This is a genomic window from Gemmatimonadaceae bacterium (assembly GCA_035533015.1).
Lineage (GTDB): Bacteria > Gemmatimonadota > Gemmatimonadetes > Gemmatimonadales > Gemmatimonadaceae > JAGWRI01.
In genome coordinates this window covers 1-7319 of the sequence record DATLUQ010000040.1, presented here as the reverse complement: position 1 = coordinate 7319, position 7319 = coordinate 1, and the positions used below count along the sequence as shown (strand labels likewise).

Sequence of the window (7319 nt, the reverse complement as noted above, 5' to 3'; positions counted from 1 at the left end):
ATGCACCGGATGTTCGCCAACGGAGAGATCGACTTCAGCATGTCCTACAACCAGAACGACGTGGTGACCAAGGTACGACAGGGCATACTGCCGGCCACGGCTCGGCCGCTGCTGTTACGAGACGGCACGATCGCCAACGCGCACTATGTGGGCATCGCGTTCAACGCGCCGAACCCCGCGGGGGCGATGGTCGTGGCCAACTTTCTGCTCTCGCCGGCGGCGCAGTTGGAGAAACAGAAGCCGGACGTGTGGGCCGATGGGACGGTGCTGGCCATGGATCGCCTCCCGCTGATCTGGCGCGCGCGGTTCGATTCCCTGGCGCGCGATCCGCACGCCCTCTCAGCCGACTCGCTGGCCCGGTATGCCCGACCGGAAGTGTCACCGCGATATCAGGAGCGTCTCGAGGCCGACTGGCGGCGGTTGGTGCGCGAGGCCAATCGGTGAGGCGCGACTCGGCCGTCGGACTGGCGGCGGCGGCGGTCGTGACATCGCCGGTGATCCTGGGCATCGCGTATGCGACGCTTGCCGCGTTCGGCATGGCCGGCGTGGGCGCCACCGGGTTCACCATGGCACGCGTGTCGCACGTGTTCGCCGATGCCGAGACCTGGCGATCGCTCTGGTGGTCCACGCGCACGGCAGTTTTCGCGACGCTGATCGCGTCGGCGGCCGCGGTCGCGGTGGGCGTGGCGTTCCGTGCCGGCGGGCGCGCCGATCGGGCGGCGCAACTCTTCGCGGTCCTCCCCCTGCCGATCCCGCACATCGTGGCGGCTGCGGCGGGCATCCTGCTCCTGAGCCAGAGCGGGTTGCTGGCTCGGTTTGGCTACGTGGTGGGCATCATCCATGCGCCGGCGCAGATGCCGGTGCTGGTGGGAGACCCGCGCGGCCTGGGATTCACGCTGACCCTGGCGTGGAAGGAGTTTCCCTTTCTGAGCCTGGTGACGTTCTCGCTGCTCGCCACACGGGGCATCGCCATCGAGGAGGCGGCGCGCACCCTTGGCGCGGGCCCTTGGGAAACACTGCGCCGAGCGACGTTACCGATGCTCTGGCGGGGACTGCTGCCCGCCATGATCGTCGTCTTCATCGTGATTGCCGGGAGCTACGAGGCCGGGGCACTGTTGTCGGGGAGCAATCCGCTGCCGCTCCCGGTCCTCACCTACGAGCGCTACCTCGATCTTGACCTCGCGCGACGCGGCGACGCGTACGTGCTCACGCTGCTGGCGCTGTCGTTGGGGTTGGTGGCCGTGGCGGCGCACGAATGGGCCCGTGCCTGGAGCGAACGTGGATAGTGGACGCATGCGCGCGATCGCCCGCGGGGGCCTCCTCGTCGCCCTCGTCGCATCGACCGTCGTCCCCTTCGGGCTCCTGCTCGTCGCGTCCGTGAGTCGGAGTTGGTTCTTTCCGGCGGTGTGGCCGGCCGCGGTGACCAGCGACGCGTGGGCGCTCGTGCCCGGCGCGCTCGGCGGGGCGGCCCTCGTGAGCGCCGGCATCGCCGTGGCCACAGGCGTCTTGAGTTGTGCGATCGGATTTCCGATCGGCCGCGCCATCGCGGCGCTCACCGGTTGGCGGCGCCACGTCGGCGCGGCACTCGCATTTCTCCCGATCGCGGCGCCCGCCATCGCCGTCGGCACGGGGGCCCAGTACTACTTCCTTCGCGTGGGGCTCGGCGGCACCTGGGTGGGGGTGATGCTGGCGCACCTCATTCCTGCGGCGGGGCTCGCGTCGCTGTACTTCCTCAGCGTGTTCGTCGTCGCGGATCTCCGCATCGAAGACGAAGCGCGCACGCTCGGGGCGCGTCCGTGGCAGGTGCTCGTCCACGTCACCATCCCCGCATTCCGGCGGCAGGTGGCAGAGGCGGTGGCGCTCGGCTTTCTCGTCTCGTGGAGTCAGGTGCCGCTCACGCTCCTCGTGGGCGGAGGGCTGGTGCGCACGCTGCCCATTCAGGTGTTCTCGTATCTCAACGCCGGGCAGGAGCGATACGCCGCGGTCGGCGCGCTCATGCTCGTGGTGCCGCCGATGGTGGTGCTCGGCAGCGTCCTGCTCGGAACGAGCCGCGCCGAAGTGGTCGCCGCATGAACGACGACCGCATCGCCGCGCCCGCGCTCCAGTTGCGCGACCTCGACGTGTCGTTCGGCGGCGCGGTGGGGCTCCGCGGGCTGTCTCTGGATGTGGCCTCCGCGGAGCGCATCGTGGTCGTCGGCGCCAGCGGCTCGGGCAAGACGTCGCTCCTCCGCACCATCGCGGGACTTGCGTCGGCCGCGGGGGGCTCCGTTCACGTCGGGGGCCGAGCGGTGACCAACGAACCGCCCGAACGCCGGGGCGTGGTCTATCTGCACCAGACGCCCGTGCTGTTCCCGCATCTCAACGTGTGCGAGAACGTCGCCTTCCCATTGCGCGTCCGCGGAATTCCGCGACGGGAGGTGCGCTCGCGGAGTATGGCCGCCCTGGAGGCCGTGCGCATGGACGATCTGGCCGCGCGCCGCCCGCAAACGCTCAGTGGCGGCCAGGCGCACCGCGTGGCGCTGGCCCGCGCCATGGTGGCCGAGCCGCAGGTGCTGCTGCTGGATGAGCCGCTCTCGGCGCTCGACCCCGAACTCCGTGCCGAAGTGCGGAACGCGATTCTCGAGGCGCACGCCCGCCACGGGCCGGCGATGATCACCGTGTCGCATGATCTCGAAGAGGCGGGGCTCCTGGGCGATCGACTCGCACTCCTCGTGGATGGGCGCATCGCGCAGGTGGGCGCGCCGCGCGAGATCTTCGCTCGCCCGGCGACGCTCGCCATCGCGCGATTCCTCGGCGTGGCAAACCTCGTGCGCGCGCGGGTGGCCAATGGCGTGCTGCACTCGGTATTCGGTCGCCTGCCGTGCCCCGAACCGGTATGCCTCGACGGGCCGGTGGTCGTGGCGTTCCGGACCGATGCCGTGCGACTCGACGCGGCATCACCCGTGCGGGCGCGGGTCGTTGGCGTTCACTATGGGGTGGACCGCACGACTTTGGCCGTGGCCGTTGGGGACGCGGTGGTCGACGTGCGGGCCGACACACTCTGCGTCCCGGCTGTTGGCGCGGAGATCGGATTGGCGTACGACGCGCGACGCCTCTACGTCTATGCCGACACCGCGCGGGAGAGCGAGAGTGCCTCGATGATCGACGCCGCATCCGGTGCGCCCGCGAGGCCCCCGTCGGGAGCGCTGTAGCGCCGACAGCTTCTGCCGGTCCACACCGGCTCCTCGACCACGTCAACACCGTTCACGAACACACTCGGCGAGCCGGCGTCGCGTAGCGGCTCCGGCACGTAGTCGCGGTCGAGACGCCATTCGCGCCACGCCGCCTCCAGCCCACAGGTCGCGAGGGCTTCGCGGATCTGGATGCGGGCGAGGGCCACGCTGGGACAGTCAGTGCTGTAGACGAGATCGATTCTGCGATGTGCCATGCTGGTCTCCGAATGTTATCAGGGGGTCCACGGCGGCAACCGCGGCGGGCGGAGGATCGTTCCCGCACCCACCAATCGCGATCCGGCGGGCCCGGATGGAACTGTTTCGAGGCGTCGTGTGTTGCCACGTCAACGGAGGATATCTCGACATGGCACACCCAGTGGAAGTCACCGACGCGAATTTCGCGGCCGAGGTGGAAGGACACGAAGGACTGGTGGTGGTGGACTGTTGGGCGGCGTGGTGCGGTCCGTGCCGCGCACTGGCCCCGGTGGTGGATGCACTGGCGGCCGAGTACGAGGGCCGCGCCAAGTTCGCCAAGCTGGACATCGACACCAACGCGGACATCCCGGCCCGGTTCAACGTCCGCTCCATTCCGACCCTGCTCTACTTCCTGAACGGAGAGCTGGTCGATCGGACGGTCGGCGCGTTGCCCAAGGTGATTCTCGGCATGAAGGTCGAGGAACATCTCACCGCGCTCTCCACCACGTGAGGACGCGACGACAATGACCGAAACTCGTTTGCGGCCGCTCCAGCCAGCCCCGCCGCTCGCCGTCCCCACGGTTGGCCGCGGCCTGTGGCGCCTCGACGCCGCGAAGCCCGAACGGTTCACCATGATCGTGTTCTACCGCGGGCTGCACTGTCCCGTGTGCAAGAGCTATCTGCGCCTGCTCGACACGCGGGTCGACGATTTCGGTGCGCGCGGGGTCGATGTCGTCGCCGTCAGCGGCGACGACGAAGCGCGTGCCGTCCGCACCGTCAAGGAGTGGGACCTCAAGCATGTGACCGTCGGCTACGGGCAGAGCATCGCCTCCATGCGGGAATGGGGGCTGTACGTATCGAACGGCATCAAGCCCGACGAACCGGTCCAGTTCGGAGAACCCGGCCTGTTCCTCATTCGGCCGGACGGCACGCTCTACTACATCGCGGTGACCAGCATGCCGTTCGGGCGCCCGTCGATCCCCGATATGCTGGGCGCCATCGACTTTATCATCGCACACGACTACCCGGCCCGAGGCGAGGCCTAGTCGACCCGCGCGGTGGCGCCACGCGGGCGGGTGGGGCGCGATCGCGCGCCCATCCATTCGTCAACGATCAGAACCGATCACACACACAACAGGAGATGTCTGTATGACCAATCGAATCGCAGTCCCGCGCTCCATGCGCGTGCTGGCGGGCATGGCCGCCGCGCTGATGCTCGTGGCCGCTCCCGCGGTCGCGTCGGCCCAGTCGGCCGGCAGCCCGGTGGTGCAGGTAAAGGCCAAGGGCTCCGTGGATCAGGTGCTCGGACAGGTCAAGAAGATGGTGGCCTCGAACGGGATGATGGTGATGGGCGAACTCCACCAGGGCAAGGTCATCGGCATGACCGGGCTCAAGCTCGAGTCCGAGACGATCTTCGTGGGCAGCCCGACCGTGGGCAAGGAGCTGTTCAATGCGGACCCCGGCGTGGGCGTCGCCGTGCCGGTGCGCATCAACGTGTTCCAGGACGCGCAGGGGGGAACCGTGGTGAGCTACGTGCCGCCGTCGGAGATCCTCAAGAGCTTCCACAACGCGAAGATCGATCAGATCGCGCAGATGCTGGACGGCAAACTGCACAACATGATGGGCATGTTGGGCGGCATGTAATGAACCCGATAGCGGGCGGGCGGCACCACGCCGCCCGTCTGCCGAGGTCTTGACTCATGGGAAGGATTTCGCTCAAGGAACTGTTGCTCAGCGCGGTCGCGCTCGCCGCGGCGGGCGTGGCACCGAACCTGTTGTGGATTGCCCAGGCGGGGTACTTCACCCTGTCGACGCTGGCGGTGTGGGTGCTGATTCCGTCGGTCGTGGTGCTGCTCGTGGTGCTGGCCATGGCCGCGGCCGGGCATGAACGCCGGCTCGTGAACCGGATGATCGCGGGCGGGCTCGCCGGGGGCCTCGCCACGATCGCGCTCGAGATCGTACGGATCGCTGGATTTCACCTGGGCCAGATGCCGGGATCCCTGCCGCAGCTGATGGGCGTCTTGCTGCTCGATCGCTTCATGCTCGGGCCCTCGGTGGCGTCGAACATCGCCGGCTGGGCATACCACTACTGGAATGGCGTCTGCTTCGGGCTGATCTTCGCGGTCGTCTTCGGCCGGAAGCCGCTCTGGTTCGCGCTCGGCTACGGCCTGTTCATGGCGGTCGGATTCCTCGCGAGCCCCGCGGTGACGGCAATGGGCGTCGGTTTCATGGGCCGGAACCTGCCCGGCATGCCGGTGACGGTGGTGCTCGCGCATCTGGCCTATGCCACGGTGCTCTGGCTGCTGGTCCGGCGGTGGGTCCGGGATCCGGAGTGGATTCTGGGCGGGGTGAAGTGACGATCAGGATGACGACGCACACCACGGGAGATGAGGTGACCAATGGCTGAACCATTCGATTTGATTGTGATCGGCACCGGCTCGGGTGGGTCGGGGCCGGCCTACCGCTGCCGGAAGGCCGGGTGGCGAGTGGCCGTCGTGGACGAACTGCCATATGGCGGAACGTGCGCGTTGCGGGGCTGCGACCCGAAGAAGGTGTTGGTCGGCGCGGCGGAGTTGGTGGACTGGCAACGCCGCATGCACGGGCGCGGCGCCACCGGCGAGGCCCGCATCGCCTGGGGCGACCTGATGCGATTCAAGCGGAGCTTTACCGACCCCGTGCCGGACAATCGAGAGGCCCGGTTCGACGCGGCGGGCATCGTCACCCTGCATGGTTCCGCCCGGTTCGTCGGGCCGGATGCGCTCGCGGTGGGCGACGACGTCCTGCATGCCCGTCACTTCGTGATCGCGACGGGTTCGGAACCTCGGCCCCTCGAGTTCCCGAGTGCGGAGCACGTGCGGACCAGCACCGATTTCCTCGAACTCGACGAACTCCCGACGCGCATCGTGTTCGTCGGCGGCGGCTATATCTCATTCGAATTCGCCCATGTCGCGGCTCGGGCCGGCGCCACGGTTACGATTGTGGGCCGCGGCCGGCCGCTCCATCAGTTCGAGCCCGATCTCGTGGATCGGCTGGTGGCGCATTCGCGCGGTCTTGGCGTCACGGTGCAGACGGAGGCGGACGTAACGCGCGTAGAGCAGCAGGGCGGCGGGTTCCGCGTGCACGTGGCCACCGCGGGCCACACGGAAGTGATCGACGCAGATCTGGTCGTGCATGGCGCCGGGCGCGTGCCGGCGACCGCGCGCCTCGCGCTGGACGAAGCCGATGTGGCGACGTCGCGTGGTGGGGGCATCGCGGTGAATGAATACCTGCGGAGCACCACGAACGCGCGGGTGTACGCCGCCGGGGATGTCACGACGGTACCCGGCAGTCTTCCCCTCACGCCGGTTGCCGGTTACGAGGGCACCATCGTGGCTTCGAATCTGCTGGAGGGCGATCACCAGCGCGCGGCGTACGGCGCCATCCCCAGCGCGGTGTTCACGATTCCGCCACTCGCGACCGTCGGGCTGACGCAGGCTCAGGCGGCGGAGCAGGGCGTCGACGTCCGGATCGAAACGCACGATACGACGGACTGGTACTCCAATCGACGCGTGGCGGCCGAGTGTGGTATGACCACGGTGCTGGTCGAGAAGCGAACGGAGCGCGTCGTGGGGGCGCACCTGCTGGGCCATCACGCTGAGGAACTCGTGAACCTGTTCGCGCTCGCCATGAACCACGGCATCCTGGCGCCGGCGCTCCGTCACCACATCTACGCGTATCCCACCAGCGGGTCCGACGTGCCGTATCTGGTATAGCGGGGGCCTGGGTCCCTAAGATCTGGTCCAGCCGGACTCACGCCTCGGCCCGGAGTCCCGTCACCAGGGCCGTGCCCAGCCAAGAGCGTTCCAACGGGGGCGGACGCGGGTTCGCACGCCGCATGGGAAGGTTCGCGGTATTCGAGGCACACCTCCTGGG

Annotated in this window: 10 protein-coding genes; 9 read left to right on the top strand and 1 reads right to left on the bottom strand. The window is 68.6% G+C overall.

What is annotated here, in order from left to right:
- The 4 genes from VNF92_07890 to VNF92_07875 all read left to right on the top strand — a co-directional run.
- The coding region (locus VNF92_07890; protein ID HVA57796.1) for a hypothetical protein at positions 1-444 on the top strand (444 nt) is incomplete at its 5' end.
- Positions 441-1286, top strand: coding sequence for an ABC transporter permease subunit (locus VNF92_07885; protein ID HVA57795.1), 846 nt, complete (start codon positions 441-443; stop codon positions 1284-1286). The genes VNF92_07890 and VNF92_07885, both read left to right, overlap by 4 nt.
- 7 nt (positions 1287-1293) lie before the next feature.
- Positions 1294-2073 (top strand): ABC transporter permease subunit, encoded by a 780-nt coding sequence (locus tag VNF92_07880; GenBank protein HVA57794.1) that lies wholly within the window; start codon positions 1294-1296, stop codon positions 2071-2073.
- Positions 2070-3191 carry an ABC transporter ATP-binding protein gene (locus VNF92_07875; protein HVA57793.1) on the top strand — a complete coding sequence of 374 codons (1122 nt, stop codon included), beginning with the start codon at positions 2070-2072 and terminating at the stop codon, positions 3189-3191. Before VNF92_07880 ends, VNF92_07875 begins: the two co-directional genes overlap by 4 nt.
- Here the strand turns inward: VNF92_07875 and VNF92_07870 are convergent.
- The gene (locus tag VNF92_07870; GenBank protein HVA57792.1) at positions 3101-3427 is read right to left on the bottom strand and encodes a hypothetical protein; all 327 of its coding nucleotides are present in this window, start codon (positions 3425-3427) and stop codon (positions 3101-3103) included. The two genes, VNF92_07875 and VNF92_07870, sit on opposite strands and share 91 nt — an antisense overlap.
- 149 nt (positions 3428-3576) lie before the next feature.
- Between VNF92_07870 and trxA the strand changes: the two genes are divergently transcribed.
- From trxA to VNF92_07845, 5 genes are all read left to right on the top strand, one after another.
- A complete protein-coding gene (trxA, locus tag VNF92_07865; GenBank protein HVA57791.1) occupies positions 3577-3918 on the top strand; it encodes a thioredoxin in 342 nt (113 codons plus the stop codon).
- A gap of 13 nt (positions 3919-3931) precedes the next feature.
- A complete protein-coding gene (locus VNF92_07860; protein HVA57790.1) occupies positions 3932-4453 on the top strand; it encodes a peroxiredoxin-like family protein in 522 nt (173 codons plus the stop codon).
- 103 nt (positions 4454-4556) lie between these two features.
- Positions 4557-5051, top strand: a complete 495-nt coding sequence (locus VNF92_07855; protein HVA57789.1) for a DUF302 domain-containing protein — start codon at positions 4557-4559, stop codon at positions 5049-5051.
- Between the two features lie 56 nt (positions 5052-5107).
- Entirely contained in the window at positions 5108-5764 is a 657-nt protein-coding gene (locus tag VNF92_07850; protein HVA57788.1) for a hypothetical protein, read from the top strand.
- Between the two features lie 42 nt (positions 5765-5806).
- On the top strand, positions 5807-7159 hold the full coding sequence (locus tag VNF92_07845) for an NAD(P)/FAD-dependent oxidoreductase (protein ID HVA57787.1): 1353 nt from the start codon (positions 5807-5809) through the stop codon (positions 7157-7159).
- Positions 7160-7319 lie beyond the last annotated feature (160 nt).

Excerpts from the sequence above, each read along its gene's own strand:
- VNF92_07860 (HVA57790.1), top strand. The coding sequence starts at position 3,932 with ATGACCGAAACTCGTTTGCGGCCGCTCCAGCCAGCCCCGCCGCTCGCC.
- VNF92_07845 (HVA57787.1), top strand. The coding sequence starts at position 5,807 with ATGGCTGAACCATTCGATTTGATTGTGATCGGCACCGGCTCGGGTGGG.
- VNF92_07880 (HVA57794.1), top strand. The coding sequence starts at position 1,294 with ATGCGCGCGATCGCCCGCGGGGGCCTCCTCGTCGCCCTCGTCGCATCG.
- VNF92_07855 (HVA57789.1), top strand. The coding sequence starts at position 4,557 with ATGACCAATCGAATCGCAGTCCCGCGCTCCATGCGCGTGCTGGCGGGC.
- VNF92_07850 (HVA57788.1), top strand. The coding sequence starts at position 5,108 with ATGGGAAGGATTTCGCTCAAGGAACTGTTGCTCAGCGCGGTCGCGCTC.
- VNF92_07870 (HVA57792.1), bottom strand. The coding sequence starts at position 3,427 with ATGGCACATCGCAGAATCGATCTCGTCTACAGCACTGACTGTCCCAGC.
- VNF92_07875 (HVA57793.1), top strand. The coding sequence starts at position 2,070 with ATGAACGACGACCGCATCGCCGCGCCCGCGCTCCAGTTGCGCGACCTC.
- trxA (HVA57791.1), top strand. The coding sequence starts at position 3,577 with ATGGCACACCCAGTGGAAGTCACCGACGCGAATTTCGCGGCCGAGGTG.